Genomic DNA, 24947 nt, shown 5'->3' with positions numbered 1-24947 from the left:
GTCACGCAACCGGGGTATGGTGAAGGCTTGGAGACCACCGCCCCGGAGAACAGCATGCGCCTCGCCCCCCTGAAATCCACCCTCGCCGCCGCCCTGGCCACCCTGGCCCTGGGCGCCGCGGCCCAGGCCGCGTGGCCGCCCACGCCGACCGTGATCGCGCACCGCGGTGCCTCGGCGCTGCGCCCCGAGCACACACTGGCCGCCTACCAGAAGGCCATCGACGACGGCGCGGACATCATCGAGCCCGACCTGGTGATCACCAAGGACGGGGTGCTCGTGGCCCGGCACGAGAACGCCATCGCCATCCTCAACGCCGACGGCTCGGTCAAGGAAGCCACCACCGACGTGGTGGACCGCCCCGAGTTCGCGGCGCGCAAGGCCACGCGCAGCATCGACGGCCAGAGCATCACCGGCTGGTTCACCGAGGACTTCACCCTGGCCGAGCTCAAGACCCTGCGCGCCCGCGAGCGCATTCCCGCGCAGCGCCCGGCCAACGTGGCCTTCAACGGCCAGTTCGAGATCCCCACGCTGCAGGAGGTGATCGACCTGGCCAAGGCACAAAGCGCGAAAACCGGCCGCACCATCGGCATCTACCCCGAGACCAAGCACCCGACCTACTTCCAGTCCATCGGCTTGCCGCTGGAGGCACCGCTGCTCGCGGTGCTGGAGAAGAACGGCTGGAACCACAAGGACGCGCCGGTGTTCGTGCAGTCCTTCGAGGTGGCCAACCTGCAGGCCTTGCGCAAGCTGAGCACGGTGCGCCTGGTGCAGCTGGTCGCGCCCTCGGGCCGGCCCTACGACTTCGTGGCCCAGGGGGCGGCCAACACGCGCAGCTATGCCGACCTGGTCACCGCGGAGGGCCTCCAGCAGGTGGCCGGCTATGCCAACGCGATTGGCCCCTTCAAGACCCTGGTGGTCCCGGTGAAGGACGGGGTCCTCGGCGAGCCCACGCCGCTCGTGGCCAACGCCCGCGCTGCGGGCCTGGCCGTGCACATCTGGACGCTGCGGCCCGAGAACAGCTTTCTGCCCACCAGCCTGCGCAAGGCGCCGGCCAGCGATGCCACGGCGCGCGGCGACAGCATCGCCGAGATCACGGCCTACCTGCGTGCGGGCGTGGACGGCTTCTTCACCGACGACTCGGCCGTGGGCCGTGCAGCCGTACAGGCCTTCGGCAAGAAGTAGTCAGCTGGCGGTGCTCACTTCGGCCGGAACACGGCCGCCGTGCCGCGCGCCCAGGGCGCGTGCCCGCTCCACCCAGGCCTGAAGCCGCTGCGCGTCGGCCGTGCGCACCGGGCCAAAGCTGTGCACCGTCACCGGGCGGATGCCGCAGAACTCCAGGATGGCCTTCTTCATCTGGTGGTGGCCGGGCATGCGCGTCATGAAGCGGAAGTACCAGGGCGGCGAGTCCATGGTCACCAGCAGCTCGGCCGAGCGGCCGGCGAGCAGTTTGTCCCAGAGCGAGGACCCCTGGCGGTACTTGAAGGCATAGCCGGGCAGCAGGACCCGGTCGATGAAGCCCTTCAGCAGCGCCGGCATGGCCCCCCACCAGATGGGGTAGACCCAGACCAGGTGCTCGGCCCAGCGGATGTCGGCCTGGGCCTGCTGCAGGTCGGGCTCCAGCGGCTGTTCGCCGTAATGGCCCGCGTGCAGCACCGGATCAAAGTGCAGGCTGCCCAGGTCCAGGCGCCGCACCTCGGCGCCAGCGGCCTGCGCGCCCTCGGCGTAGGCGGTCGCCATGCCTGCGCACAGGCTGTTCAGGGCGGGATGCCCGAGGATGACCAGAATGCGTTGCGCCACGAAAACTCCCGGAAGTGGTTGGAATTTCCATGGTCGCCCTGTCCCACGGGACAGAGTCAAGCGCTCAGATCAAGACTTTCCAAAGTGCTCAGGCAGCCGCGCTTGCGAGGGGGGTGAGGTGGCGCAAAGGGCCTACGGGGCCCTGTGGTGCGGCACAGGCCTGCGGCGCGGCGGGCAGGGCCAGCGCATCGCAGGCATGCAGCTCGGCCTGCAGTGCGGCCAGTTGCCCGTCGAGCGCGGCAAGGCGTGCCATCTCCTGGGCCAGCGCTGCCCGCCGGTCGGCCAGCAGCCCTGCCATGCGCGCCCAGCCAGCGCTCTGGTGCAGCTGCGGCAGGCCTTCGAGCTGCGCGAGGCTGAAGCCCAGCCCCTGGGCCTGGCGGATCAGTTGCACGCGCGCCACGTCGCCTTCGCCGTACTGGCGGTAGCTGCCATCGCGCGCCACGGTGCCCAGCAGGCCGCGCGCCTCGTACAGGCGGATGGCCTTGGGCGTGGTGCCGGTGCGTTGGGCGAGTTCTCCGATGCGCATGGACAGGACTTCCAGAAAATGGGGATGGAGCGCCGAAAATAACATCCTCCACCCACTGCCGCCAAGTCCCATGCCCCAGTTCGCCGCCAACCTGAGCCTGATGTACACCGAGCTGCCCTTCCTGGAGCGCTTTGCCGCCGCGGCGCGCGATGGCTTTGCGGCCGTGGAATGCCAGTTCCCCTACGCCTTCGCCCCGGCCGAGCTGGCGGCACGGCTCGCCGACAACGGCTTGGCGATGGTGCTGCTCAACGCCCCGCCCAGCGGCAGCGACCGCGCCAGCATGGCCACGGCCTGGGAGCAGCAGGCGCGGGGCACGGCAGCACTGCCGGGGCGCGAGGCGGAGTTCCGCCGCGGCGTGCAGGAGGCGCTGGAATACGCCGAGGCCCTGCAGTGCCCCCGCATCCATGTGCTCTCGGGCATGGTGCCGGCCGGGGTGGAGCGCGAGTCGCTCAAGGGCTTGTGTGTGGACAACCTGCGCTGGGCGGCGGCCCTGGCGGCGCAAAGCGGGCGCGAGGTCCTGATCGAGCCCATCAACCTGCGCGACATGCCGCGCTACTTCCTGAACCGCCAGGACCATGCCCACGAGCTGCTCGACGCGGCCCAGATGGACAACCTCAAGGTGCAGATGGACCTGTACCACTGCCAGATCGTCGAAGGCGACGTGGCCAGCAAGCTGCGCCGCTACCTGCCCACGGGCCGCGTGTCGCACCTGCAGGTGGCGGGTGTGCCCGAGCGCCAGGAGCCCGACCGGGGCGAATTGCACTACCCCTACCTGTTCGACCTGATCGACAGCCTGGGCTACGCTGGCTGGGTGGGCTGCGAGTACCGGCCCGCCGCAGGCACTTCCGAAGGACTCGGTTGGCTGGAGCGCACGCAGTCGGGCCACTGACACCCGGCGGCGGCAGGGCGGTACGCAGCTCTGCGTAAGGGAATGCGTGAATAAATGTAACAAGCACTCGGGCTTAGAGTGAATGCAGACCGGCCCAGCCGGCAGCCGCATTTCCTCAGGAGACAAGCCCGTGCCCCCAGCTTCCCTTGCCAACAACCGTTCCGTGGCGCGCCAGGTCACGCTCATGGCCATTGCCCTGGTGGCGCTGGTCATGGTGCTCGTGGGCCTGGCCATTGCCGTGCTCACCGAGCGCAACACCCGCACGCAGCTGATCGCCAGCGTCGGCGACACGGTGCAGAGCGTGGCCCAGTCGCTCGACGCGGCCGACAACACCAACCGCGAGCTGGTGCAGCTCACGATGAAGGGCTTCCAGCGCTATTTCGACGCCACCATGCACCTGGACGAGGCCACGGGCGAGCTGCGCAGCTACGGTGCCCTGGTCAACGAGGACTATGGCTCGGTGGACAAGTTCGCCAACGAGACCGGTGGCATCGCCACCGTGTTCGCGCGCAAGGGCGAGGACTTTCTGCGCATCACCACCTCGGTCAAGAACGCCCAGGGCGAGCGCCAGCAGGGCACGCCGCTGGCGCGCACCGACCCGGCCTATGCGGCGGTCAGCAAAGGGGAGCCCTACACCGGTGTCACCGTGGTGAACGGCAAGCCCTACATGGGCCACTACCTGCCCACCAAGGACGGCGCCGGCAAGGTCACCGCCGTGCTGTTCATCGGCAACGACATCAGCGTGTTCCACGCCATGCTGCACAAGCAGGTGGCGCAGACGCGCTTCTTCGAGCATGGCGGCACCTATGTGGTGAACCCCGGTGCCGGGCTGGACAAGGCGAATTTCGTCTACCACCCGAGCGCGGGCGGCAAGCGCGTGCTCGAAGCGTCTCCCCAGGCGGGCCCGTTCCTGGAGGCGCTGGCCGCGTCCCAGGACGGCTTCGTGCGCGAAGCCGTGCCGCTGCTGGGGCAGGGCGCAGAGGACCCCTTCGCCCTGGTGCGCAAGACCGCCGGCGGCTGGTGGGTGGTGGCCGAGGTGCCCTATGGCGAAGCCATGGCCGGCCAGCGCCGCGTGACCCTGGCCGTGTGGGCGCTGATGGCGGTGGCCGTGGCGCTGCTGGCCGTGGGCCTGTTCGTGGTGCTGCGCCGCGGCGTGAGCCGTCCGCTGCGCGACCTGACCCAGGCCATCACCCTGGTGGCCCAGGGCGACCTGACCCAGGCCTTCCGCACCGAGCGGCGCGACGAGATCGGCGCCCTGGTGCAGGAGGTCGAGGGCATGCGCCAGCGCTACACGCAGATGCTGCAGCAGGTGCGCATCGCGGTGGACAGCATCGGCACGGCCAGCGCCGAGATCGCCAGCGGCAACCAGGACCTGTCGGCCCGCACCGAGGCCACGGCCAGCAGCCTGGCACAGACCGCCCAGAGCATGGACCAGCTCACAGCCACGGTGCGCCAGTCGGCCGACGCGGCGCGCCAGGCCAACCAGCTGGCCAGCAGCGCCGCCGAGGTGGCCGCGCGCGGCGGCCAGGTGGTGGGCGAGGTGGTGACCACCATGGGCGAGATCAACCAGAGCTCGCGCAAGATCGCCGACATCATCGGCGTGATCGACTCGATTGCCTTCCAGACCAACATCCTGGCGCTGAATGCCGCCGTCGAAGCCGCCCGGGCGGGCGAGCAGGGCCGGGGCTTTGCCGTCGTGGCCAGCGAGGTGCGCAGCCTGGCCCAGCGCAGCGCCGAAGCGGCCAAGGAAATCAAGGGCCTGATCCATGCCTCGGTGGAGCGTGTCGAGTCGGGCGCCCGCCTGGTGCACAACGCGGGCACGACCATGGACGAGATCGTCGGCTCGGTGCAGCGCGTGGGCCACATCATCGGCGAGATCACGGCCGCCTCGGGCGAGCAGTCGGATGGCATCGGCCAGGTCAACACCGCCGTGAACCAGCTCGACCAGATGACGCAGCAGAACGCCGCCCTGGTCGAGCAATCGGCCGCCGCCGCCCACAGCCTGCGCGAGCAGGCCACGCGCCTGGCGGGTGCGGTGCAGGTGTTCAAGCTCTCGGGCACACCCGCGCTGGGCCTGTCGGCACCGGAGGTGCCCGCCCTGCAGTAGCCCCGGCTGGCACTTTTTCTGGCGGGAGTGCACGGCGCCATCGTTTATCCTGAACTCCCTGGGCCCGAGCCGCCCGCCCGACTGAGCGCCATGCCTGCCTTCACTGCCGACGTGCCCACCATGCTGGTGATGATCATCCTGTCATCACTGGCAGCTGCCTTGGCCATGGCGGTCGTGACCTGGGGCAAGCGCCGCGAAGGGGTGGAGCTGTGGGCCCTGGGCCTGCTGCTGAACGCCATGGCCTATGCCCTGTTCGCCTCGCGCGGCCACATCCACGCCCTGTTGTCCATCGTGCTGGGCAATGTGCTGCTGTGCGGCGTGTTCACCAGCCTGGCGGCGGCGCTGCTGCAATTCCAGGGCCGGCCCATTCCCTGGCCCGCCATGGCGGTCACGCCGGTGCTCATGGCCGCCGGCATGGCCTGGTTCATCGACGACTACGCGGCGCGCGTGGTCATCGCCGGGCTGCTGCTGGGCGCACTGAGCCTGTGGGCGCTGTGGATCCTGTTCTCGCGCCGCGATTCCACGCCCGGCCGGGGCGCCTGGCTGGTCATGGCCATGCTCGCCCTGCAGGCGCTGGTGTTCCTGGTGCGCGTGGTCGCGGTGGGCGGCAGCGACCAGCCGGCCACCGGCATCATGCAGCCCAGCGGCGTGCAGACGCTGACCTTCAGCACCACCTTCATCGAGCTCATGGTGGCCACCATGGGCTTCATCTTCATGGCCCGGGACCGGGCGGACGAGAACAACCGCCGCCTGGCGGCGCTGGACCCGCTGACCGGCGTGGCCAACCGGCGCGCAGCCATCGCCGCCCTGGACCGCGACGTGGCGCGCGCTGTGCGCACGCGCGAATCCATCGCGGTGATGATGGTGGACATCGACCATTTCAAGCGCGTCAACGACCACTACGGCCACCCCGTGGGTGACCAGGTGCTGTGCAGCGTGGTGAACCTGCTGCGCGAGCGCCTGCGCTCCCAGGACCTGGTGAGCCGCTACGGCGGCGAAGAGTTCCTCGTCGTGCTGCCCGACACCGACCTGATCGGCGCCCACCAGCTGGCGCGCCAGCTGTGCGAATCGGTGTCCGGCGCGCGCCACCGGCACGAGGGCAAGGACATCAGCGTCACGGTGAGCATCGGTGTCTTCGGCGGCCGGCTGGAGCCGGGCGACAGCTGGGACATGCTGATCTCGGCCGCCGACCGGGCCCTGTACCGGGCCAAGGAGCTCGGGCGCAACCGGGTGGAGGCCGCCGTCGCGCTGCACCCGCCATCGTCGCCGTCCTCACTCGACAGCAATCCCGAGACTTTGCCTGCCTCGGGGTATTCTGGGTATTGAGCAGCACAGGCCCCATCCCACGCCGGGACAGGGGAGTTTCCGAGCGGTGGCGCACCCGCGCGCGTTGTGTTGGAATGCTGGTTTCATCCCGCCAGAGGAACACCACCATGAACGCCCGCGTCCCCTCCCACGCCCTGCAACCCGCATTGGCGCTCGAGCGGGTGAGCCAGGCGTGGGACACCGACATCCTGCGCCAGCTCACCGACTACATCGCCATCCCGGCCAAATCGCCCGGCTTTTCGCCCGACTGGGCCGAACTCGGCCTGCTCGATACCGTGGTGCGCAACGCCGCCGCCTGGGTCGAGGCCCAGAAAGTGCCCGGCCTGCGCCTGGAGGTCGTGCGCCTCGAAGGCCGCACCCCCGTGCTGTTCTTCGAGATCGACGCCACCGCGCCCGCCAGCACCCAGACCGTGCTGATGTACGGCCACCTGGACAAGCAGCCCGAGTTCTCGGGCTGGCGCAACGACCTGGGCCCCTGGACGCCCAAGTACGAAGACGGCAAGCTCTATGGCCGCGGCGGTGCCGACGACGGCTACGCGGTCTACGCCAGCGTGGCCGCCGTGCAGGAACTCAAGCGCCAGAACGTGCCGCACCCGCGCATCGTGGGCCTGATCGAGACCTGCGAGGAAAGCGGCTCGGGCGACCTGCTGCCCTACATCAACGCCTTGAAGCCCCGCATGGGGGACGTGGCCCTGGTGGTCTGCATGGACTCGGGCGCGGGCAACTACGACCAGTTGTGGCTGACCACCAGCCTGCGCGGCATGGCCAGCGGCACGCTCAAGGTCGAGGTGCTGACCGAAGGCATCCACTCGGGCGACGCCTCGGGCCTGGTGCCCTCGTCGTTCCGCATCATGCGCCAGGTGCTCGACCGCCTGGAAGACAGCGCCACCGGCCGCCTGCTGCCCGCCAGCTTCCACTGCGAGGTGCCGGCCGACCGCCTGGCCCAGGCCCGCGCCACGGCTGCCATCCTGGGCGAAGAGGTGTACAAGCGCTTCCCCTGGGCACACTACGACTGCGGCGGCTCCACCACCTTTGCGTTGCCCACCACCACCGACCCGGTGCAGGCCCTGCTCAACCGCACCTGGACGCCCACGCTGAGCGTGACCGGGGCCGAGGGCTTCCCGGCCCTGAAGGACGCCGGCAACGTGCTGCGCCCCTACACGGCCTTCAAGCTCAGCCTGCGCCTGCCGCCCCTGGTGGATGCCGGCCAGGCCGTGCAGGAGCTCAAGGCGCTGCTGGAAGACAACGCCCCCTACCAGGCCAAGGTCACCTTCGAGCATGGCGGCGGCGCCACGGGCTGGAACGCCCCGAGCACCACGCCCTGGTTCGAGCGCGCGCTCAACGAGGCATCGCAGGCGCACTTCGGCGCGCCCTGCGGCTACATCGGCCAGGGCGGCACCATTCCGCTCATGAACATGCTCAGCGAAGGCTTCCCGCAGGCGCAGATGATGGTCTGCGGCGTGCTCGGCCCCAAGAGCAATGCCCACGGGCCCAATGAGTTCCTGCATGTGCCCTACGCCAAGCGCCTCACGGCCTCGGTGGCGCATGTGATCGCGGCCATGGCGGCCGAGCAGGCGGCGGTACCGGCAGCGGCCTGATCCCACCCCCGGCGCCGTGGGCTCCGCCACGGTGCCGGGCTCCCAACTTCCTGTTTGCGGGTCCTGGCGATGGACAAAAGAACTTTCCTGCACGCATGCGCGGCAACGGCCATGGCAGGCACCCAGGCAGGCGCCTGGGCGCAGGCAGCTGCACCAGCAAAGGGCACGCCGCACCAGCTGTCCGGCACGGGCAGCGACGGCAAGCCCGTCATGCTCTCCGACTTCAAGGGCAAGGTCTGCCTGGTGAGCTTCTTCACCGCGGGCTGCGCGCTGTGCGTGAACGAGCTGCGCCTGATGCGCGAGTTCTACACCAGCAACCGCCAGCGCGATTTCGTGCTGCTGGGCGTGAACCTGGACGAGAAAAACGCCGATTTCATGCAGTACATCGACCTGCTCAAGGTCTCCGTGCCTGCGGAGCAGCGTTTTCCCATCGCCTGGCGCAACGCCGCCGGCCACCAGGACAGCTTCGGCCCGATCACGCGGCGGCCCACCCACTATGTGCTCAACCGCCAGCACCAGCAGGTGCTGCGGCGGGAAGGCAGCTTCCAGCCCACCGACTGGGACGACCTCTGGATCTCGCTGGCCTGAAATGAAACACCCCCTGAGTCGCTTCGCGCCTTCCCCCTCTCTCGCATTGCTGCGCAATGCGGGAGGGGGACGCTCCCAGTGCGGCGGGGCGGCCCTTGCACGGGAGCACTGGCTTGGGCCGTGCCAGTTTCATGCGTCGCGGGTGGCGCGCTGCGCAATGAATAGCTGATGCGGATTTGCATTCACCCGTATAGCTGGGCGGGAAGCCGCAGACAGTGCTGTAGCACGGCAAGGCGAACCAACGGCGTCAGACGGTGGAAGGCAAATCCGTATGAACCGTTGGGTACTCGCCATGGCCTGAGGCCGCAAAGGCCTGCCCACGCATGAAATCCATTGACGGCGCCCCAGGGCGCCGTCACGATGCCTGCATGCGGCAGATTGTTGCCTGCGCGAACCTTTCCTGCCCGTACCTGGGCCACAACGCCCACTTCTGCCACCGCCTGCCCGATGACCGAACCCGTTGCCTCCACCCTGACCACCTTCACCGCCAGCGACGGGGAGAACCTGGCCGTCCAGGACTGGCCGCTGGCGCCAGGCCAGGCCCAGCGCGGCGCCGTGCTGCTGGTGCATGGCCTGGGCGAGCATGTGGGCCGTTACGACGCGCTGGCGCGGCAGCTTGGTGCCTGGGGCTTTGCCGTGCGCGGCTATGACCAGTACGGCCACGGCGAGTCGAGCGGCCCGCGCGGCGGCCTCACCTCGGACAGCCGGCTGCTCGACGACCTGGCCGACATGATGGACGCCCTGCGCGCGCGCACCCCTGCGGGGCTGCCATTGGTGCTGCTGGGCCACAGCATGGGCGGGCTGGTGGCCGCGCGCTTTGTCGCCCTGGGCATCCGGCCCGTGGATGCGCTGGTGCTGTCGTCCCCCGCGCTGGACCCCGGCCTGGGCGCGGTGCAGAAGCTCTTGCTGGCCACCTTGCCGCGCATTGCACCCAATCTGCGCGTGGGCAATGGCCTCAATGCGCAATACCTCTCGCACGACAGCGCCGTGCCCACGGCCTACCTGGCCGACCCGCTGTGCCACGACCGCATCAGCGCACGCCTGGCACGCTTCATTGCCGATGGCGGTCCCGCCACCGTGGCGGCAGCCGCTCAATGGAAGGTACCGACCTTGCTGATGTGGGCCGGCAGCGACCGGCTGGTGAACCCTGCCGGCAGCCATGCGTTCGCGGCCGCGGCACCCAGCGCCCAGGTGCAGTCACGCTGCTTCGAGCCGCTGTACCACGAGCTGTTCAACGAGCGCGCGGACATGGCGGCGCCGGTGTTCGACACCCTGCGCCAATGGCTGGACATGCGCTGCCCGGCGCGCACAGCAAGCGCTGCCGCACGCACGCCTGCCGCCCAGGCCGCATAGGGCCGGGGCTGCGCCTTCTTACTTGCTGAGCAGGCCGCCCAGCATGCCGAACAGGTCGCTGCTCTGGCCCAGGCCACCCTGGGGTGCGTGGCCCTGCGGCGTGAGCTGGTCGAGCAGGCCCGGCAGCACCTGCGCGAGCTGGTGGGCGGCGTCGGACTGGCCCACGCCCAGCTGCGATGCCACCTGCGACAGCGGACCGGCACCGAGCACGCGCGAGAGCTGATCGCCCGAGATCGCCTGGTTGGCACCGTGGCCCAGCCACGAGGCGATGATGTCGCCCAGCCCGGCTTGCTGGAATTTGGCCATCAGGCCCGGCAGGCCGCCCACCGGACCGTCATTGCTCACCAGGGACAGCACCGCCTGGATGAGCTGGGGATTCTGGGCCGCCAGTGCCACCAGCCCGCCCAATCCGCCGCCGGCTTGCGCGGCCGATGCACCGCCCTGGCCCTGCGACGCGTTCTGAATGACAGCGCCCAGCACTGAATCGAGCAAACCCATGGTGATCTCCTGAAAAAGTCAGGGCAGGGCCGAAGCGGCCCGCCACCCGGCGATGGTACGCAGGCCAGGGCCTGCCCTCCTGTCAACAATGGTGAATTGTTCTACCGCCCGTCGCCGGTCGATAGCACCGATTGCTCACTTGCTGCGCGGCGCACGTTTTTCCAGCAGCGGGGCGCTCACGCCCTGCACGCCCACCAGGCCGAGCACAGTGACCAGAGAGTTCTGTGCGCCCTTCCAGGCATCGGTCAGGTCGATCCACTCCGACAGGGCGTGGAAGCCCCCGGTCTTGCCGCCGCCACCGATCACGATGGCCGGGATGCCCAGGGACATGGGCACGTTGGCATCGGTGCTGGCGCCGCTGAGCACCGTCTTGTGGCCGAAGGCGGTGTTGGCGCGCACGGCGGCTTCGACCATGATGGCGTCCACCGGCGTGCGGCCGCCCGGGCGGTCGCCGATGAGCTTGGTCGACGCGCTCAGCGTGTTCACGCCCCAGCGCTTGTTCTCCTCGGCCACGGCCTCGTCCACCGCAGCCAGCACCTGCTTTTCGGTGGCCAGCAGCGGCTCCATGGCGTCGGAGCGGATGTCCACCGCCATGCGCGCATCGGGCGCGATGGTGTTCACCGAGGTTCCGCCACCCACCGTGCCCACGGTGAAGGTGGTCTTGGGGTTGGTGGGTGTGCGGATCTCCGAGATCTTGGCGATGGCCCGGCCCATGCCGTGGATGGCGCTGGGCACCTGGCCGAAAGCCGCGAAGCTGTGGCCGCCCGGTCCCTTGAACGTGACCTCGTGGCGGTGGCTGCCCGTGCCCTGCATGAGCACGGTGCCGTCGGGTGCGGGCTCCAGCGCCACCAGGCCGTCGATGTCCAGGTGCTCGGCAAACAGGTGCTTCATGCCGCGCAGGTTGCCAAGTTCTTCTTCACCCACATTGCCCACGAAGACCAGGTCACCCACGGTGGCGATGCGGTGGTCGTTGAGCACCTTGAGCCAGGACAGCAGCACCGCCAGACCGCGTGTGTTGTCGGAGATGCCGGGCGCGTACAGGCGGCCGTCGCGCTCCTTGACCTTCACGTCGGTGCCGGCCGGGAACACCGTGTCCATGTGGGCCGAGACCACCAGCTTGGGCCCCTGGCCCGTGCCCTTGCGCACGCCGACCACATTGCCCTCGGCGTCGATGGCCGCGCTCGTGAGCCCCAGCGCCTTCATGCGGGCCAGGAAGGCCTCGGCGCGCTTTTGCTCCTTGAACGGCGGCGCCTCGATCTCGGTGAGCATCTTGAGGTCGCCGGTGGCACGCTCGTGGTCGGCCTTGACGGCCTCGAGCAGCTTCTGGATCTGCGGCGCGGCCATGAGCTGGGTGTAGGCCTGGTCCACCGCGGGGCGCAGCTGGGTCGGCGTGGGGGCCACGCCCTGGGCATGGGCCCCACCGCCCACCAGGGCGGCAACGGAAAGGGCAATGGCACTGGCCGCGAAGGTAAAGCGGCGGGAGGAGCAGGACGGGTTCATGTTGTAAATGAAATTGACGACGGGAGGAGATGGCAATGCGCGGCACCAAGGCAGTGGCACCTGGATGACCGAGCAATTGTTGGGCCGCTGCGCGGGTTTGGGTTCTGCTTTAATCTGTCTGCTCGTCAGTTTTTCTTACATGCACCGCCACATCCCCAGCACCCGCGCCTTGCTCATCTTCGACGCCGTGGCGCGCCACCATGGTGTGGGCAAGGCCGCGCAGGAGCTGTTCCTCACCCACAGCGCCGTGAGCCAGCAGCTGCGCCAGCTCGAAGGCCAGCTCGGCCTGCAGCTGGTGCGGCGCAGCGCGCGCGGCACCGAGCTGACCGAGGTGGGCCGGCGCTACCACGCGCAGATCACGGGCGACCTGCTGCGCCTGCAGAACCACACGCGCGAGGCCATGGCCCAGCGTGCCGACGGCGCCAGCCTGCAGGTGGGCTGCGTGCCCGTGTTCGCCGAGCGCTGGCTGCTGCCGCGCCTGCCCGCCTTCCTGGCCGCAGAGCCGGCCTGCAGCGTGCACCTGCAGGTCTACCCCACGCAGACCTACATGGCCGAGATCCCCTTCGACGTGGCCGTCCAGTACGACGACGCGGCCTGGCCCGGCGCCCTGCAGCAGCCCTTGCTGCGCGAAACCTGCGTCGCGGTCTGCGCGCCGCAGTCCCGCCACCGCCGTGCCATGGAACGCGGCGACTTCAGCACCGTGCCGCTGCTGCAGCTCAGTTCGCGCCTGGGCGCCTGGGACGACTGGTTCACCCACGCCGGCATCGCGCGCACGCCCGCGCACAGCCTGGGCGGCCACCGCTTCGATCTGTTCTCGATGCTGGTAGAGGCCGTGCGCGCCGACCTGGGCGTGGGCCTGGTGCCGCGCTACTTCGTGGAGCGCGAACTGCGATCGGGCGAGCTGGCGCTGGCCCACCCCTTTGTGGACAGCGGCTTGCGCGGCTACAGCCTGTTCATCGCGCGCGAACGCAGCGAGGAGCGCGCCATTGCCCGCTTCGTGCAGTGGCTCACGCAGGCCGTGGCGACCGACCTGCTAGCCGCGCCGGCGCTGCAAGGCCAGCCATAGCAAGCCCGCGCCCGTCACCACGATGGGCACCAGCGAGCCGGCGTTCAGCAAGGTCCAGCCCTGGGTGGTGACCAGCACCCCCGAAGAGAACGCACTCACCGCCAGCGTGGCGAACACGCAGAAGTTGATGGCCGCCTGGGCGCGGTCCTTCTCCTCGGGGCGGTAGGCCGTCATGGCCAGCGTGGTGGCGCCGGTGAACAGGAAATTCCAGCCCACGCCCAGCAGGAACAGCGCCATGCCGAAGTGGTGCAGCTCCACCCCCGACAGCGCAATCGCCACACAGGCGAGGTTGAGCAGCACCCCCGTGCCCATCACGGGCAGAACGCCCAGGCGCTTGATCAGGTGGCCGGTGAAGAATCCCGGCGCGAACATGCCGATCACATGCCACTCCAGCACCAGGGCCGACTGGTCGAACGCAAAGCCGCAGACCTGCATGGCCAGCGGGGTCGCGGCCATGAGCAGGTTCATCACGCCGTAGCCCAGCGCCGCCCCCAGGATGGCGACCACGAAGGCCGGCTGGCGCATCAGCACCGACAGCGGCCGCCCCTGCTGGGGCTGGCCCGCCGCGTTGAGCACGGCGGGTGGCGCCTCGAAGCGGATGGCCGCCATGCAGGCCATGGCCAGCAACGCCACGCCCATCAGCGCGATGTAGGCCCCGGCAAACGGCACGGGGAACAGCGTGCGCGTGGCACTGGCCAGGTTGGGGCCGGCCACCGCGCCCAGCAGGCCGCCGGCCAGCACCAGCGACACCGCCTTTTCCCGGAACTCCGGCGTGGTGAGCTCGGCCGCCGCAAAGCGGTAGAGCTGGCCATTGGCGCTGTAGTAGCCCGCGACCACCGTGGCCGCGCACAGCAGCCAGAACTGCGCGCTGAACGCGGCCCAGGCGCACAGCGCCGCCGAGAGCACGGCCACGGCCAGCCCGATCTGGAACGACACCTTGCGCCCCCAGCGCGCCTGCGTGGCCGCCACCAGCGCGGTGGACAGGGCGCCGCCCACCACATAGCCCATCACCGGCAGCGTGGCCATCCAGCCATAGGGCGCCAGCTGCAGGCCCACGAGCCCGTTGATGGCGATGAAGACGACGTTGTTGGTCAGGAAAAGGCCCTGGCACAGGGCCAGCAGCCAGAGGTTTTTGTTCATTCGGCGGAGCACGCGATGCAAGGCAGGGGAGAAGGCTCCCATTCTGCACCGCCGTGGTGCACTGCTAGTCCAGCCAGCCTTTCGGAACCTTGTCCGCCTTGGTCTCCACCGGATTGGCCGTGAGCGACTGCGCCGGGTACTGGCGCAGGAACTCCTTGGCCTTGTCCACGCGCGCATTCAGCCAGGCATCGTAGGCGCCTTCGTTGAGGATGGCGGGCATGCTCTTCTCGCTGCCCGGCTGCTGGTAGCGGTGCATGAGTGCATGGTTGTTGGCGTTCACCGTGATCAGCGCATAGCTGAGCAGCACGTCGCCGTCCGGCCCCTGCCAGCGTGCCCAGACGCCGGCCACGCCCATGGGCTTGCCGTCCACGCGCGATATCCGGGTGGGCCGGGCCTTGCCCTGGCGGTAGTCGTCCTCATGGAAGGCCAGCATGGGCACGATGCAGCGCTGGCCCTGCAGCCATGCGTCGCGGAATGCCGTGGCCGTGGCGACGAGGTCCGACTTGGCGCTGGCCAGCTTGGGCGCGCGCAGCTTGCCGTCGGACGCCGACTTCACCCAGTGGGGCACCAGCCCCCACTGCGCGGGCACCAGCACCCGCAGGCGCGCTGCGGGTGCCTGCTCTGGAGTATCCTGGGGCCCAGCGGCCGGCGGCTGCGGCTCGGCCCACCGGCGGATGAAAAAACCCTGCTTGCGCGGCCACAGATGCCGCTCACCCACCGCAGCAGGCGGCTCCACGCCAAAGGCCTCGGCGTAGGCAGCGGGCTGGTGCAAGGTCTCGTAGTGCGTGCTCATGCGCGGATGGTACCCTGCACCGCGCAGGGCGAGGGCCGTGGAACAGGCCATTGCGCCCACTCCGCCATCGCCTTTTGCTACCAATCAGATAGCAAATCAGGCCTCTCAGGGCCGCAGGTGCGCCGTGGCTGCGCCCATGGGCCGGGGCGAGGGCGCCACCGCCACCCGGTTGCGCCCCAGCGCCTTGGCCGTGTACAGCGCCTGGTCGGCCCGGTCCAGCGTGTGCTCGATGGTCTCGCCGGGCATGTGCTGGGCCAGGCCCGCCGAGACCGTGAAGCGCACGGTCTCGGACACATGCAGCACCTGCAACTGGGCCACCGCGCCGCGCACCCGGTCGAGCAGCTCCAGCCCGTCGTCCACCCGCGTATCGCAGAGCATCAGCACGAACTCCTCGCCGCCCCAGCGGGCCAGTACATCGGTGTCGCGCACGCTGCCACGCACGGCCGCGGTGAAGGCCTGCAGCGCCCGGTCTCCGGTGGAATGGCCATGCTGGTCGTTGATGGGCTTGAAATGGTCGATGTCCAGCAGCGCCAGCAGCAGCGGGCGGCCGCTGCGCAGGCTGCGCCGCTGCTCCAGCAGCATCAGATCGAGCATGGCACGGCGGTTGAGCAGGCCCGTGAGTTCGTCGCGCATGGCCAGCTCGCGGTTCTCGGCCAGAGCCTGGGCCAGGGCCTCGCGCTGCAGGCCCAGGCGCTGGCGGATGCTCTGGATGCGCAGGTTCAGGGCGATGGATCCCGCCAGCACCAGCAGCACCATGAGCGCATAGGCCGTGTCCACCACGGTGTAGCTGGCCGCATTGAAGCGGGCCGCCGCCGCCACGGCCACCACGAAGGCGAACAGCGCATAGCTGCCGATGCCGATGACCTGCGCCAGCGACAGGCCGAAGGTGCCGAAGAACAGGATCATGGCCAGCACGCTGGGCACCACGCCGCGCGCATCGCCTGCGAGTACATAGGCCACGGCACCGCTGGTGATGGTCCAGCTCATCTGCACGATGGTGAGCGAGGGATCGGGCAGGCGCTCGGACCATCCCGAAAAGATCATCACGGTCATCACCACCAGGCCGCCCACCGAGATGGCGGCCCACCACTGCACCGCCTCCTTGTGGGCCGTCATGCCGGCATCCGCCAGCATGAGCATCACGCCCGCACTGCCTGCCATCAGCACCAGCGCGAGCAACGCCATGCTGCCTATGGTGCGCCGGCGGCGGTCAGTCGGTAGAACAGAGCCCACCAGCCGCTGCCAGTGGGTGGGGGTGTGCACGGTGGCCTGCCTCTCCTGCCATGGGCACGGCGCCCGGATTGGGCGCGCTGGACCAACGGCGCTGGGCTGGATTTTACGGGCCGGCCCGCGCGCGTGGGGGTTTTTGTGTCGCCCGCGCGCCTCGGGCTCAGGCCAGGGTCAGTGCGGCCAGGGCCGCCAGCGGCGCCGTTTCGGCGCGCAGCACGCGCGTGCCCAGCGTGACGGGCGCAAAGCCATGCTGCAGTGCAAGATCCTCTTCCCCCGCGCTCAGGCCCCCCTCCGGCCCCGAGAGGAACAGCACCGGGCCCGCCCCGGCGGTGGCCGCATGCAAGGGCTGCGTGCCCGCCCGCAGCGACAGCAGCAGGCGCTGCGCTTCAGCCCCGGTGCCCTGCGTCTGTGCGCGCACCCACGCGGACAAATCCACTGCGGCATGCACCACCGGCACGCGGTTGCGCCCGCATTGCTCGCAGGCGGCCACGGCCACGGCCTGCCAGTGGGCGATCTTCTTGTCGGCGCGCTCACCCTTGAGCTTGAGCACACTGCGCTCGGCCACCAGGGGGGTGATGCTGGCCACGCCCAGCTCGGCGGCCTTCTCCACGAGCCAGTCCATGCGCTCGTTGGCCGTGATGCCGGCCAGCAGGTGCACAGCGCGCGGCGCCTCGCGCTCGACGGCGTGGTGGGCGCCGACCTGCACGCGCACGTCGCTGCGGCCCATGCGCAGCACGGTGGCGTCGAATTCGCCGCCCGGGCCGTCCTGGCCGCCATGGAAGAGGGTGATGGCGTCGCCAGGCTGCAGGCGCAGCACCTGCACATGGCGGGCGGCGCCCGCGGGCAGATCGATTTCGGCGCCGGGCGAGAGATCGGCAGGGCAGTGGAAGCGGGGCATATGCGCTATCTTTTCAGTAGCGCTTCAAACGCGGCCAAAGGCGTAGCCCATGGGGACTTCGGTGCCCTCGATGGCGTCCAGCATCTTGAGCAGTGGCCCCAGCTGGCGGTAGCGGTTGGTGGTGGCGCGGATGTAGTTCAGGAAGCGCGGCGCATCGGCCAGGTATTTGGGCTTGCCATCGCGCAGGGTCAGGCGCGCAAAGATGCCGGCCACCTTGAAGTGGCGCTGCAGGCCCATCCATTCCACGCTGCGGTAGAACTCGCCGAAGTCGTCGCCCCAGCCGCTGGCGCTGTTCGCGCCCAGCAGGCCGGCCTTGCGCGCCTTTTCCCAGTAACGCACGGTAATGTCGATGACAAATTCCTCTTCCCAGCTAATGAAGGCATCGCGCATCAGGCTGGCGATGTCGTAGGTGATGGGGCCGTAGACCGCATCCTGGAAGTCGAGCACGCCGAGCGGCGCGCCCTCCTGCACCGGCACCATGAGATTGCGGGTCATGAAATCGCGGTGCACATAGACCTGCGGCGCCGCGAGGTTGTGCGCCACGATGGCATCGAACGCGCCCTGCAGGGTGGCCTGCTGCCCGGCATCGAGCGTGACACCGCGGTGCTTGGCGAGGTACCAGTCGGGGAACAGCGCGAGCTCGCGGCGCAGCAGCGCCTCGTCGTAGGCCGGCAGCACATCGGGCTGGGAGGCCAGTTGCCACTGCAGCAGCACATCGGTGGCCTGCTGGTACCAGGCATAGGCGTCCTGGGGCTTATCGGGGTCGAACAGCTCGATCAGCGTCTGGTGCCCCAGGTCGGACAACAGCATGAAGCCACCGGCCTCGTCCCAGGCCAGGATCTGCGGCACGTTCAGGCCGGCATCGGCCAAGAGGCGCTGCACCTGCACAAAGGGACGGCAGTTCTCCTTGTCGGGCGGTGCATCCATCACGATGCAGCTCGTTCCCAGCGTGGTGTCGATGCGCAGGTAGCGCCGGAAGCTCGCATCGGCCGAGGCCGGGCGCAGGGTTTCGGGCCTCAGCTGGTGGCCACCCACCAGCGGTGCCAGCCAGGCGTCGAAGGCGCCCTGGCGTGCCGCATCGGGCCAGGCGACGGCCAGGGAAGAGGGGGTTGCCACCGCCGCACCGGCGGCTGGGGGGAAGGAAGGTGGGGGGAAAGGGTGGCTCATGGATAATCCGATTTTACAAACCCGCTCCCTGGCGCGGGTTCCCTTTGTCCGATCCAGCCCTTACCGCTCCACGTGCCACGCCGCAAGCCCCCCACCGTGCCGCAGACCCCTTCCTCCCGGACCCGGCCCGCCACGGCACCTGGCGCGCGGCTGCGCCCGCCGGTGCCGCGCGCGCTGGCCTATGGCGTGGCCCTGGCCTGGTGCGGCCTGCCCCTGGCAGCGCTGGCGCAGGACGGGGCGGCCCCCAGTGCCTGGGACGCCCCCCCGGCCCTGCGCACCTCGCCGCAGCTGCAGGAGGCGATTCCCGAGGCGGTGCGGCCCAAGCTGCCGATCTTCGTCAGCGGCGACCACATCAGCGGCCAGACCGACCTGAACGCCACCATCGAGGGCAATGCCGAGCTGCGCCGCGGTGACACGGTGATCCGCGCCGACCGCCTGGACTACGACGTGCCCGAGGACCTGGCCAAGGCACGCGGTGCGGTGCGCATCAACCGCGCCGGCAATGTCTACGAAGGCACGGCGCTCGACCTGCGGGTGGACGCTTTTGAAGGTTTCTTCAACGACGCGCGCTACCGTTTCCTGGCCACCCAGGCCCACGGCGACGCCACGCGCGTGGATTTCATCGACCGCCAGCGCTCTGTCGTCCACGACGCCACCTACACCACCTGCCAGAAGAACGACGAGGCCTCCTGGCAGCCCGACTGGGTGCTGCGCGCCAAGACCATCCGCATCGACCGCGAGGAGGAAGTGGGCACGGCCGAAGACGCGGTGCTCGAATTCAAGGGCATCCCGCTGCTGCCCATCCCGCGCATCACCTTCCCGTTGTCGGACAAGCGCAAGTCGGGCCTGCTGCCCCCGTCCTTCGGGCTGGACAGCCGCGACGGCGTGGCCTACGTGCAGCCCTACTACTGGAACATCGCCCCGAACCGCGATGCCACGCTGCGCGCGGCCCTGCTGTCCAAGCGCGGCGCCAACCTGGGCGGCGAGTTCCGCTACCTGGAGCCGCTCTACAAAGGCGAGCTCAGCGGCGACTACATGCCCTCGGACCGCCTGCGCGACCGCTCGCGCTGGGGCTTCACGGGCAAGCACGACGCCCTGATCGCCTCCCCCGTGGGCGGCCTGAACCTGAGCCTGAACCTCAACCGGGTGAGCGACGACAACTACTGGCGCGACTTCGGCCGCGTCTCGGAGCCGCTGCGCCAGCGCCTGCTGCCGGGCGATGCCACCCTGACCTGGGGCGCCGGCGATATGTCGGTGCGCGCACGCGCCCTGAAGTGGCAGACGCTGCAGGACGTGTCGGCCCCCATCGTGCCGCCCTACGACCGCATGCCGCAACTGGTGTGGCGCTATGAGCCGACCATGCTGGCGGGCGGCTTCGATGCCAGCATCGAGCTGGACACCACGCGCTTCCAGGCCGACCGCTTCCTGACCAAGCAACCCGATGCCAACCGCTCGTTCGCGGTGGCGCAGATCAGCCGGCCCTTCCTCGCGCCGGCCGGCTTCATCACGCCGCGGCTGCAGCTGCACACCACGCAGTACCAGTTCGATGGCCCGCTCAGCGATGGCTCGCGCTCGGCCAGCCGCACACTGCCCACCTTCAGCCTGGACAGCGGCCTGGTGTTCGAGCGCGATGCCACGTTCTTCGGCCGCTCCTTCCTGCAGACCCTGGAGCCGCGCGCGTTCTACACCTACACGCCCTACCGCGACCAGAGCAAGCTGCCGCTGTACGACACGGCGCTCAACGATTTCAACTTCGCCACCATCTACACGGAGAACTCGTTCGGCGGCAACGACCGGCTGGCGGACAACAACCTGCTGACCATGGGCGTGACCACGCGCCTGATCGACCCCGACTCGGGTGCCGAAGCGGCACGCTTCGGCGTGGCGCAGCGCGTGCGCTTCTCGGACCAGCAGGTGACCCTGCCGGGCGCCGCGCCGGTGAGCGAGCGCCTGTCGGACGTTCTGCTGGGTGCCGGCATCAACTGGACCAAGAGCTGGGCCTACGACTCGACGGTGCAGTACAACCCCAAGACCCGGCGCTCCATCCGCTCCACCATCGGCGCGCGCTACAGCCCGGGCAACTACCGCACGGTGAGCGCGGCCTACCGCTTCCAGCGCGGTACCAGCGAGCAGATCGACATCGGCTGGCAATGGCCGCTCAACGACCTGTGGGGCGACAAGGGCCAGGACCTGGGTCCCGGCCGTGGCCAGGGCCCGGGCCGCTGGTATACCATCGGCCGCCTGAACTTCAGCATGCAGGACCGCAAGCTCGTGGACAGCGTGGTCGGCCTCGAATACGACGGTTGCTGCTGGATCGGCCGCGTGGTGCTGGAGCGCCTGCAGAACAGCGTTTCCACCTCCAACACCCGGCTCCTGTTCCAGATCGAGTTCGTCGGGTTCTCCCGCCTCAGCCTGGGCTCCAGCCCCCTCGACACCTTCAAGCAGAATGTGCCGCGCTACCAGAACCTGCGCGACCAGGTTGGCTCGCCCAGCCGCTTCAGCAACTACGACTGACTGACACCGCCATGAACCACCGTGTTTCCGCACTGGCATTTGCTGCCTGCCTGGCCACCCTCGCCTCCGGGGGCGCAACTGCGCAAGGCCTGCGCATCCAGGGCAACACCGGCACTGGCCGCCCGGCCGCCACCGCCCCGGCCCTGAGCCTGCCCTTGCCTGCAGCCGCGGCAGCGAGCCAGGGCCCGCAGTCGGCCGACTTCATCGTGGCCGTGGTCAACTCCGAGCCCGTCACCAACAACGAGGTGCGTGCGCGCCTGGCCCGGGCCGAGCAACAGCTGGCCCAGCAGCAGGGCGGCAACCGCCCCCCGCGCGACCTGCTGGCGCGCGAGGTGCTCGAACGCCTGATCCTGGAAAAGGCCCAGATGCAGCTGGCCAAGGAAAGCGGTGTGAAGGTCGAGGAGTTCGCCCTCAACCAGGCCGAGCAGGGCATTGCCCAGCAAAACGGCATGACGGTTGAAGACATGCACCGCCGCCTGGCACGCGATGGCATGTCCAAGGAGCGCTTCCGTGAGGAGCTGCGCAGCCAGCTGCTGGTGCAGCGCCTGCGCGAGCGCGACGTGGACGGCAAGGTCCGCGTCAGCGACCAGGACATCGACCAGTTCCTGCGCGAGCAGCAATCGGGTGCCGATGCCTCCGCCATGGAAATCAACCTCGGCCACGTGCTGGTGCTGGTGCCCGAAAACGCCACGCCCACCCAGGTGGCGCAGCTGCAGGCCCGCGCCCAGAGCGCCGCCGACAAGGCACGCGCCCCGGGCAGCGACTTTGCCGCCGTGGCCGCCGAGTTCTCCGATGCCCCCGAAGGCAAGCGCGCCGGCGGCCTGCTGGGCCTGCGCCCGGCCGACCGCTACCCGGACCTGTTCGTCAATTCCGTGCAGGGCCAGCCCGTGGGCGGCATCGTGGGCCCCGTGCGCTCGCCCGCAGGCTTCCACATCCTCAAGGTGGTGGAGCGCAACGTCGCTGGCCTGCCATCGACCGTGGTGCAGAACCACACGCGGCATATCCTGCTGCGCCCCAGCGCGCAGCTGACCGAGGCGGCCGCTGCTGCGCGGCTGTCCGACTACCGGCGCCGCATCCTGGCCGGCCAGGCCGATTTCGCCGCGCTGGCGCGCGAGTACTCGGTGGATGGCAGCGCCAAGCAGGGCGGCGACTTGGGCTGGGCCAGCCCCGGCCGCTATGTGCCCGAGTTCGAGCAGGCGATCAGCACGCTCAAGCCCGGCGACATCAGCGAGCCCCTGGTCTCGCGCTTTGGCGTGCACCTGATCCAGCTCATGGAACGCCGCGAGGCCAAGCTCACGCAGCGCGAGCAGCGCGACATGGTGCGCGACGCCGTGCGCGAAAAGAAGATCGAGGACGCCTACGCCACCTGGGCGCAGGAACTGCGCGGCCGCGCCTATGTCGAGTACCGCGACCCCCCCCAATAAAGCCCCCACGCTCCCCACTGCGTGTGGTTCGCTGCCCCCCGAGGGGGCTGGCCTTGCTTGGGGCGGCCCGGCGCTGCGGCCGGTCCGCCCTCGCGCCGTGTACTGCGGGTGATCGATCAGGTGAACTCCGCCGAGGGTGGGGTCGAACGGCGAGTGCCCAGTAGCCCTGCCTCGGCGGATGGTGCATCATTCACCGCATACGCGCTCAGATTCTGGGCGCTTTCGCTTTTTTCACGCGGCCTCACAGGGCTGCGTGCACGATCCAGTTGAGATGAAACACATTCCCCGCAAGCGCTTTGGCCAGCACTTTCTGTCCGACCACGGCATCATCGATGGCATCGTGGATGCCATTGCGCCGCAGGCGGGCCAGCCCATGGTGGAGATCGGGCCGGGGCTGGCGGCGCTGACGCAGCCGCTGGTGGAGCGCCTGGGGCGGCTCACGGTGATTGAGCTGGACCGCGACCTGGCGCTCAGGCTGCGGCTGCATGGGCAGCTCGAGGTGATCGAGTCGGATGTGCTCAGGGTCGATTTCACGCAGCTGGCGCTCGACTGGCGCGCGCGCGTGGGCCAGCCGGCCCTCAAGCTGCGCGTGGTGGGCAACCTGCCCTACAACATCTCCACACCCATCCTGTTCCACCTGCTGGCGCATGTCGCAGTGATCGAGGACCAGCATTTCATGCTGCAAAAGGAAGTGATCGACCGCATGGTGGCATCGCCTGCCACGGGCGACTACGGGCGCCTGTCGGTGATGCTGCAGTGGCGCTACGCGATGGAGAACGTGCTCTTCGTGCCGCCCGAGAGCTTCGATCCGCCCCCGCGCGTGGACAGTGCCGTGGTGCGCATGGTGCCCCGCGAGGCACCCGTGCCCCTGAGCGAACCCCTGCTGGAAGAACTGGTCCAGGTCGCCTTCAGCCAGCGCCGCAAGCTGCTGCGCCACACCCTGGGCCGCTGGCTCGAAGCCAAGGCCTACCCCGGCACCTTCGACACCCAACGCCGCGCCGAAGAAGTCCCCGTGGACGAATACGTGGCCCTGGCCGCCGCCATGGGCCCCAAGACCTGAAGATCAGGGCGCGAAGGTAGAAAGCGCGCTGCCCAAGCCAGGGCAGCCGTGCAAGGGCCGCCCCGCCGCACTGGCTGCGTCCCCCTTCCCGAATTACGCAGTAATTCGAGAGAAGGGGGAAGGCGCGAAGCGCCTCAGGGGGATGTACCTGCTACGCCGCGCTGAGCCAGTAACCGGCGTTGAAAGGGCTGCTCATGCGCAGCGCCAGGGGGGACACGTCCACCAACTTGTCAGTGGGCATCCTTTCGGCGGCAGGGTCGGCGGGGATCTCGATGCCTTGGACCTTGGTCGTCTGTGCTTCGTTAGCCTCGTTCGCCCGTTCTGCTTGGCTGGTGGATGCAGAACGGGCTACAGAAAAGAATAGAAACAGCGGAAGGGGATCTTGCGATCGCTCCAGTAGTCCGCTGCGTCGCGGAAGATGTCGAGCAGTTGCTCGCGTGCTTCCTTGTCGAACTTGCCCGTGGCGGGGATCTGTTCCAGCACCACGATGAAACCGGGCTGCGGGCCCGATTTGTGCAAGGGATCCGTCATGCAGTCGTACAACGCGTCGAAGTTCTTGCCGAAGTGCGACGGGAAGGTGAACTGCCCCGCGATCAGGTCCAGCACGTCCTGCTTGGACTGGGCGTGGGCCAGGTTGGCGTACAGGAAGTGGTGCCCCAGGGACGTGGCCGCATCCTGCAGGTCCTGCACGCGGAAGGCGCGGATGGACTGCACGATGTTGGTGCGCACGCCACGCAGTGGCGTTTCCAGGTCTTTACGAAGTGGCGTCTGCAGCATCTTCTCCGCTACTCTTTCTTGATAAAGTCCAAAAACTTCGGCTGTCCGCAAGACTGCACAGCGTACGGCTTACGGGTGGGGGATTCAAGAGCGCACATTGCCCATGGCCGCAAAAATCGGCCAGAGACAGCATGCCAGGCATCATTTCTCGAGGATTTCGCGAAAACTGGCGTAGTGGTCGCTGGTGTAGTAGCAGGCGTCCGGCGTCCGGGGCTGGCCGCCACACACAATGCGCCGGGCCCCGCGGTTGCGCGAGCCTGGTGTTCTGACGGTGTATTCCCGGTAGTAGCCGCGCTTGTGGGCGGGCAACAGCCGTTCGCGATTGCCGAACACCGTTCCATCCTTGTCGTACGGAAACGGGCCTCCCTCACGGATCAGCGCATACGTCGCACGCCCCTGGGGCGGCAACTCGGCCAGAGCGATGGGGGAGGTGGTGGAACCGTCGGGGGTCGGGGAGGATTGGCGGGCTTGCCCCACCAGGGGGGACAGAACGAACGCAACACCCACCGCACACAAAAACCCTGCTTTGCGCGCCCGGGCGGCTACAGCCTTCAGCATCAACAACACCTTTCAGAAACTACGGGTTAACCCGAAATTTCGAGCCCGTAGTGTGACTCAACGGTCCCCAAAAAGCAAGCGCCTGCACAAAGATTGGGCAGGCGCTTCGGGGGAATGCAAGCAATATAAGTTAGTGCT

Annotated in this window: 22 protein-coding genes; 11 read left to right on the top strand and 11 right to left on the bottom strand. The window is 69.1% G+C overall.

From position 1 onward, the window contains the following. Positions 1-54 precede the first annotated feature (54 nt). Positions 55-1182 carry a glycerophosphodiester phosphodiesterase gene (locus tag HNP48_RS02905; RefSeq protein WP_184855331.1) on the top strand — a complete coding sequence of 376 codons (1128 nt, stop codon included), beginning with the start codon at positions 55-57 and terminating at the stop codon, positions 1180-1182. Here HNP48_RS02905 and HNP48_RS02900 read toward each other — a convergent pair whose 3' ends face one another. Next, positions 1183-1797, bottom strand: a complete 615-nt coding sequence (locus HNP48_RS02900) for an NAD(P)H-dependent oxidoreductase (protein ID WP_184855330.1) — start codon at positions 1795-1797, stop codon at positions 1183-1185. 88 nt (positions 1798-1885) lie between these two features. Further along, the gene (locus HNP48_RS02895; protein ID WP_184855329.1) at positions 1886-2323 is read right to left on the bottom strand and encodes a MerR family transcriptional regulator; all 438 of its coding nucleotides are present in this window, start codon (positions 2321-2323) and stop codon (positions 1886-1888) included. A gap of 70 nt (positions 2324-2393) precedes the next feature. On the opposite strand from HNP48_RS02895, the gene otnI reads away from it, so the two are divergent. From otnI to HNP48_RS02865, 6 genes are all read left to right on the top strand, one after another. After that, positions 2394-3212: a 2-oxo-tetronate isomerase gene (gene otnI / locus HNP48_RS02890; protein ID WP_184855328.1), complete on the top strand. Its 819-nt coding sequence runs from the start codon at positions 2394-2396 to the stop codon at positions 3210-3212. A 184-nt stretch (positions 3213-3396) separates the two neighbouring features. Then, a complete protein-coding gene (locus HNP48_RS02885; RefSeq protein WP_260420082.1) occupies positions 3397-5319 on the top strand; it encodes a methyl-accepting chemotaxis protein in 1923 nt (640 codons plus the stop codon). Between the two features lie 90 nt (positions 5320-5409). After that, positions 5410-6645, top strand: a complete 1236-nt coding sequence (locus HNP48_RS02880; RefSeq protein ID WP_184855326.1) for a GGDEF domain-containing protein — start codon at positions 5410-5412, stop codon at positions 6643-6645. Positions 6646-6752: 107 nt separating this feature from the next. Further along, the gene (locus tag HNP48_RS02875) at positions 6753-8243 is read left to right on the top strand and encodes a M20 family metallopeptidase (RefSeq protein WP_184855325.1); all 1491 of its coding nucleotides are present in this window, start codon (positions 6753-6755) and stop codon (positions 8241-8243) included. 111 nt (positions 8244-8354) lie between these two features. Then, positions 8355-8831, top strand: coding sequence for a TlpA disulfide reductase family protein (locus HNP48_RS02870; RefSeq protein WP_184855324.1), 477 nt, complete (start codon positions 8355-8357; stop codon positions 8829-8831). 447 nt (positions 8832-9278) lie between these two features. Further along, entirely contained in the window at positions 9279-10184 is a 906-nt protein-coding gene (locus HNP48_RS02865; RefSeq protein ID WP_184855323.1) for an alpha/beta hydrolase, read from the top strand. Positions 10185-10202: 18 nt separating this feature from the next. Here the strand turns inward: HNP48_RS02865 and HNP48_RS02860 are convergent, their stop codons facing one another. Both HNP48_RS02860 and HNP48_RS02855 read right to left on the bottom strand, forming a co-directional pair. Beyond that, positions 10203-10682 carry a YidB family protein gene (locus HNP48_RS02860; RefSeq protein WP_184855322.1) on the bottom strand — a complete coding sequence of 160 codons (480 nt, stop codon included), beginning with the start codon at positions 10680-10682 and terminating at the stop codon, positions 10203-10205. A gap of 135 nt (positions 10683-10817) precedes the next feature. After that, positions 10818-12182, bottom strand: coding sequence for a M20/M25/M40 family metallo-hydrolase (locus HNP48_RS02855; protein ID WP_184855321.1), 1365 nt, complete (start codon positions 12180-12182; stop codon positions 10818-10820). A gap of 139 nt (positions 12183-12321) precedes the next feature. Between HNP48_RS02855 and HNP48_RS02850 the strand changes: the two genes are divergently transcribed. Further along, complete coding sequence (locus HNP48_RS02850) at positions 12322-13248, top strand: LysR substrate-binding domain-containing protein (protein WP_184855320.1); 927 nt, start codon at positions 12322-12324, stop codon at positions 13246-13248. Here HNP48_RS02850 and HNP48_RS02845 read toward each other — a convergent pair. From HNP48_RS02845 to HNP48_RS02825, 5 genes are all read right to left on the bottom strand, one after another. Beyond that, positions 13216-14388, bottom strand: a complete 1173-nt coding sequence (locus tag HNP48_RS02845; RefSeq protein ID WP_184855319.1) for an MFS transporter — start codon at positions 14386-14388, stop codon at positions 13216-13218. The genes HNP48_RS02850 and HNP48_RS02845 overlap by 33 nt on opposite strands. A gap of 64 nt (positions 14389-14452) precedes the next feature. After that, positions 14453-15181 carry an SOS response-associated peptidase gene (locus HNP48_RS02840; RefSeq protein ID WP_184855318.1) on the bottom strand — a complete coding sequence of 243 codons (729 nt, stop codon included), beginning with the start codon at positions 15179-15181 and terminating at the stop codon, positions 14453-14455. A gap of 105 nt (positions 15182-15286) precedes the next feature. Then, positions 15287-16444: a diguanylate cyclase gene (locus HNP48_RS02835; protein ID WP_311773796.1), complete on the bottom strand. Its 1158-nt coding sequence runs from the start codon at positions 16442-16444 to the stop codon at positions 15287-15289. A gap of 127 nt (positions 16445-16571) precedes the next feature. Further along, positions 16572-17309, bottom strand: a complete 738-nt coding sequence (locus HNP48_RS02830) for a 16S rRNA (uracil(1498)-N(3))-methyltransferase (protein WP_184855317.1) — start codon at positions 17307-17309, stop codon at positions 16572-16574. A gap of 24 nt (positions 17310-17333) precedes the next feature. Continuing rightward, complete coding sequence (locus HNP48_RS02825) at positions 17334-18476, bottom strand: aminoglycoside phosphotransferase family protein (protein WP_184855316.1); 1143 nt, start codon at positions 18474-18476, stop codon at positions 17334-17336. 96 nt (positions 18477-18572) lie between these two features. Between HNP48_RS02825 and HNP48_RS02820 the strand changes: the two genes are divergently transcribed. The 3 genes from HNP48_RS02820 (at position 18573) to rsmA (ending at position 23474) form a co-directional block, all read left to right on the top strand. After that, complete coding sequence (locus HNP48_RS02820; RefSeq protein WP_409362528.1) at positions 18573-20990, top strand: LPS-assembly protein LptD; 2418 nt, start codon at positions 18573-18575, stop codon at positions 20988-20990. An 11-nt stretch (positions 20991-21001) separates the two neighbouring features. After that, positions 21002-22414: a peptidylprolyl isomerase gene (locus tag HNP48_RS02815; RefSeq protein ID WP_184855315.1), complete on the top strand. Its 1413-nt coding sequence runs from the start codon at positions 21002-21004 to the stop codon at positions 22412-22414. A gap of 271 nt (positions 22415-22685) precedes the next feature. Continuing rightward, on the top strand, positions 22686-23474 hold the full coding sequence (rsmA, locus tag HNP48_RS02810) for a 16S rRNA (adenine(1518)-N(6)/adenine(1519)-N(6))-dimethyltransferase RsmA (RefSeq protein ID WP_184855314.1): 789 nt from the start codon (positions 22686-22688) through the stop codon (positions 23472-23474). A 348-nt stretch (positions 23475-23822) separates the two neighbouring features. Here rsmA and HNP48_RS02805 read toward each other — a convergent pair whose 3' ends face one another. Together HNP48_RS02805 and HNP48_RS02800 are read right to left on the bottom strand one after the other, a co-directional pair. Continuing rightward, entirely contained in the window at positions 23823-24248 is a 426-nt protein-coding gene (locus tag HNP48_RS02805; RefSeq protein ID WP_184855665.1) for a barstar family protein, read from the bottom strand. Between the two features lie 144 nt (positions 24249-24392). Continuing rightward, positions 24393-24809, bottom strand: a complete 417-nt coding sequence (locus tag HNP48_RS02800; RefSeq protein ID WP_184855313.1) for a ribonuclease domain-containing protein — start codon at positions 24807-24809, stop codon at positions 24393-24395. Positions 24810-24947: the final 138 nt, after the last annotated feature.

Source organism: Acidovorax soli, assembly GCF_014207955.1.
Taxonomy (GTDB): domain Bacteria; phylum Pseudomonadota; class Gammaproteobacteria; order Burkholderiales; family Burkholderiaceae_C; genus Acidovorax; species Acidovorax soli_A.
The sequence above is the reverse complement of the archived record's forward strand: the minus strand, read 5'-3'. Positions and strand labels throughout refer to the sequence as shown.

Excerpts from the sequence above, each read along its gene's own strand:
- HNP48_RS02860 (WP_184855322.1), bottom strand. The coding sequence starts at position 10,682 with ATGGGTTTGCTCGATTCAGTGCTGGGCGCTGTCATTCAGAACGCGTCG.
- otnI (WP_184855328.1), top strand. The coding sequence starts at position 2,394 with ATGCCCCAGTTCGCCGCCAACCTGAGCCTGATGTACACCGAGCTGCCC.
- HNP48_RS02845 (WP_184855319.1), bottom strand. The coding sequence starts at position 14,388 with ATGAACAAAAACCTCTGGCTGCTGGCCCTGTGCCAGGGCCTTTTCCTG.
- HNP48_RS02855 (WP_184855321.1), bottom strand. The coding sequence starts at position 12,182 with ATGAACCCGTCCTGCTCCTCCCGCCGCTTTACCTTCGCGGCCAGTGCC.
- HNP48_RS02905 (WP_184855331.1), top strand. The coding sequence starts at position 55 with ATGCGCCTCGCCCCCCTGAAATCCACCCTCGCCGCCGCCCTGGCCACC.
- HNP48_RS02800 (WP_184855313.1), bottom strand. The coding sequence starts at position 24,809 with ATGCTGAAGGCTGTAGCCGCCCGGGCGCGCAAAGCAGGGTTTTTGTGT.
- HNP48_RS02870 (WP_184855324.1), top strand. The coding sequence starts at position 8,355 with ATGGCAGGCACCCAGGCAGGCGCCTGGGCGCAGGCAGCTGCACCAGCA.
- HNP48_RS02850 (WP_184855320.1), top strand. The coding sequence starts at position 12,322 with ATGCACCGCCACATCCCCAGCACCCGCGCCTTGCTCATCTTCGACGCC.
- HNP48_RS02875 (WP_184855325.1), top strand. The coding sequence starts at position 6,753 with ATGAACGCCCGCGTCCCCTCCCACGCCCTGCAACCCGCATTGGCGCTC.
- HNP48_RS02830 (WP_184855317.1), bottom strand. The coding sequence starts at position 17,309 with ATGCCCCGCTTCCACTGCCCTGCCGATCTCTCGCCCGGCGCCGAAATC.
- HNP48_RS02895 (WP_184855329.1), bottom strand. The coding sequence starts at position 2,323 with ATGCGCATCGGAGAACTCGCCCAACGCACCGGCACCACGCCCAAGGCC.
- rsmA (WP_184855314.1), top strand. The coding sequence starts at position 22,686 with ATGAAACACATTCCCCGCAAGCGCTTTGGCCAGCACTTTCTGTCCGAC.
- HNP48_RS02880 (WP_184855326.1), top strand. The coding sequence starts at position 5,410 with ATGCCTGCCTTCACTGCCGACGTGCCCACCATGCTGGTGATGATCATC.
- HNP48_RS02885 (WP_260420082.1), top strand. The coding sequence starts at position 3,397 with ATGGCCATTGCCCTGGTGGCGCTGGTCATGGTGCTCGTGGGCCTGGCC.
- HNP48_RS02865 (WP_184855323.1), top strand. The coding sequence starts at position 9,279 with ATGACCGAACCCGTTGCCTCCACCCTGACCACCTTCACCGCCAGCGAC.
- HNP48_RS02840 (WP_184855318.1), bottom strand. The coding sequence starts at position 15,181 with ATGAGCACGCACTACGAGACCTTGCACCAGCCCGCTGCCTACGCCGAG.
- HNP48_RS02815 (WP_184855315.1), top strand. The coding sequence starts at position 21,002 with ATGAACCACCGTGTTTCCGCACTGGCATTTGCTGCCTGCCTGGCCACC.
- HNP48_RS02825 (WP_184855316.1), bottom strand. The coding sequence starts at position 18,476 with ATGAGCCACCCTTTCCCCCCACCTTCCTTCCCCCCAGCCGCCGGTGCG.